Origin of the sequence: Lactiplantibacillus sp. 30.2.29 (assembly GCF_018991255.1) — a bacterium.
Classification (GTDB): Bacteria; Bacillota; Bacilli; order Lactobacillales; family Lactobacillaceae; genus Lactiplantibacillus; species Lactiplantibacillus pentosus.
The window spans coordinates 1-2,665 of record NZ_JAGYGU010000075.1; the positions used below are offsets into that span (position 1 = coordinate 1).

1 protein-coding gene is annotated in these 2,665 nt (G+C 35.1%); it reads right to left on the reverse strand.

Annotated elements, in window-relative coordinates:
• Positions 1-852 precede the first annotated feature (852 nt).
• A partial coding sequence (locus tag KGF65_RS16480; protein ID WP_216788256.1) for a glycoside hydrolase domain-containing protein occupies positions 853-2,665 on the reverse strand: 1,813 nt, incomplete at its 5' end.

Below are 2,665 nucleotides of genomic sequence, written 5' to 3' on the forward strand. Positions count from 1 at the left end.
TAAGGATAAAGAAATATATAATCATTTCAATCTAGAAAATATTTCCAGTTCCATCAAAACGGAGCTAAACAAGATAGTGCATGACATCGATGACTAATACTTTAACACCAAACAGAAAGGGGCTATGAATATATAGGGTCTATACTAGATAATGGACCCTATTTATTGAAATGGGAGAGTAATTTTTTCAAAGAAAAGGGGGTAAAAACTATGATTAAAAAAGGCATTACAAGAGTAATAATAAAAGTAATGAATTCTTGGAGTTCAATTTTTTCAACGTTACCAGGGTAACTTTTGGGAATCGGAATTAAAAAGTCGAGGAAGATTGGTAAATATACAATGCTATTAACTATTACAACACTACTTATTCCGATTACGTAATGAACCATAGAAAAAGTTAGGACTTGATTGTGTCTGAAGTATTTTTTTTGAGCCTGCTGTACAGTTTTTTTCCTAGTTACAATGTCATGCCTTGCAGCGTTGAATAGGAGTGAAAAGCCTATTAATGCAACAATTATTAATATAAAGCCGAATGAATTGGTAACTCCAACTTCTGAAGTGAAATTTAGAAAAAAAGGGCCCAAATATTTGGAGATGAACCAACTAGATAAAATTGAAATAATAATTGTAAGAATGTTTTTAAAATAGCCATTTTCAATGATAGTATCATTTATATGGTCACATAAATATAAAAAATCAATTGTTATGAGAAAAAAAACAACTAATATTACGATTAACCATGAGTACAAGGCTGATTTAGCACCTCTTTCTATTTTTTAGATAAAAGTAAAAAACTAAAATAAGTAAAATGATAAACTAATATATATAGTTTATCATTTTGCTTATTACTTTCTATGCGTTTTGTTCAATTAACTTGCGAAAAGCTTTAGCGGCGTCTTTTGCTTCACTGTCAGTATAAGAAGGATATTTTTGTAATTTAAACTTTTTAAAAGCCAATAAAGCGGTTTTATAAGCTGCACCCCATGAACCTGTACCACCTTTTAAAAGAGTATATGTGTCGTTCTGTAGTGAATCAAGGTCATCATCAAAACGATTACTTAGGTAAGAATTAAAGCGAACGGAGCTTTCATTACCGGTGTAATAAGTTTTAATAATTTTGGATATAGTTTGGTTGTTTTGCGAATGGATTGTACTGTAAACGTTAAGTGCATCCAAATCGTCAACCAAATCTTCCCTTCCAAATTGCCCTTTATTACCTACATATGCAGTAATTGATTCATAAAAAGAGCCGTATTTTTTCTGGTTAAGATGAGCATCTTCTATACTTGTTAAAAGATCTCCACACCAGCCCCCAAGGTCCTGAATTCCTGAGGCTGACTGTGGTTCTCCCCAAAATAAAAGTGCGTTTAAAGAAGCCATCATGTGTGGTAAGCCAATTTTTATGCCAGTAGTACTATCATAAAGAGTTTCGAAGTCACTTTCTTTTGAAACATGTAATGCTGAGTTTGCGAATGCTAACCAGCTAGTATTTAATCCACCGGCCAAGGGTGCCCAACTTGGTGAAGAATAGGAAAATTGTCTATAAAATTGGGTAACAAGTTGTTCAGCAGGTGTTGAAGAGCTTTCACCGCTGATATAACTATATGCCTGGTCTTCTACTTGTTGCAGTTGGGTAAAGAAAGCAGCGTTAGGATTTATATTAACTTTGGTAACTTTAGAAACTCCGTTATCTTTACCAGAGACAGCAACTTGATCCATATCAATCCCTGTTGAAGCTCCAGTAAATTCATTGAATTGATCAAAGCTCCAATTTTCAGGCATTTTGAACCCTAAATTTCCGCTCCATCCAGAAGACATATCAGCAACAAAACTATACTTAACTAAGTGGTTTACATGCAAGCACGCATTGCGTGTTCCATAAATACCTGCTTTATATTCAGTTGATCCTATAATACCAGTAATACCCTCGAAATAGGGGACAACCGTACTACTCATGTTTCCATCTTGAATATCAACATCAACGGCAAAATAGATAACTGTCCCACTTGGTAGGCCAAGCTGACGTGCAGTATTAACGGCAATAGAAGCGTCTGCGAAACCTTGCTTGCTATTAAAATAACTTTCTTCATAACCTCCATCTTCGTAAATCGGAAAAATCTTAAGGTTAGCATCTAATAGCAGTTTAACTTCAGTGTTAGTCAAATTTTTATCTCGTTTATCAGCACCAGTCCCGACGCTTCCTGTCAAATAACGGCCGATAATGTTATAGCCAGCTGCTTTCAGTGATTTAGCCGTAGCAGCTGATGTGATTTGAGTAGCCATGTCGACACCATCTGAAGATCGGTTAGTGTTACCATTACTAGTTAATAAGCCTTTGATCACAGTTAGGTCAGCAGTTGAAGTATAAGGAGGCAACTTCATGAATTTTCTAAAGGAAACTATACCGTCGGCAACATTTTGTGTAAATTGGCCATTGAAGGCGCCTGAATAGAAACCATTAACGTAAAGACCATATTGAATAATTTTAACGATTGCCCCAGTTGCGCCAGAATTAACAGTTGGTGTTTTATTGATCGTACCAGGACCATAATAACCATTAGCAGTTCCAGTATCCATACCTTCCACTGACTGCAAAGCATAAATCAAAGCAGTGTTCGTATCCCTTTGATAAATTCCATCACATGGTAAAATACCAGTGTAAATT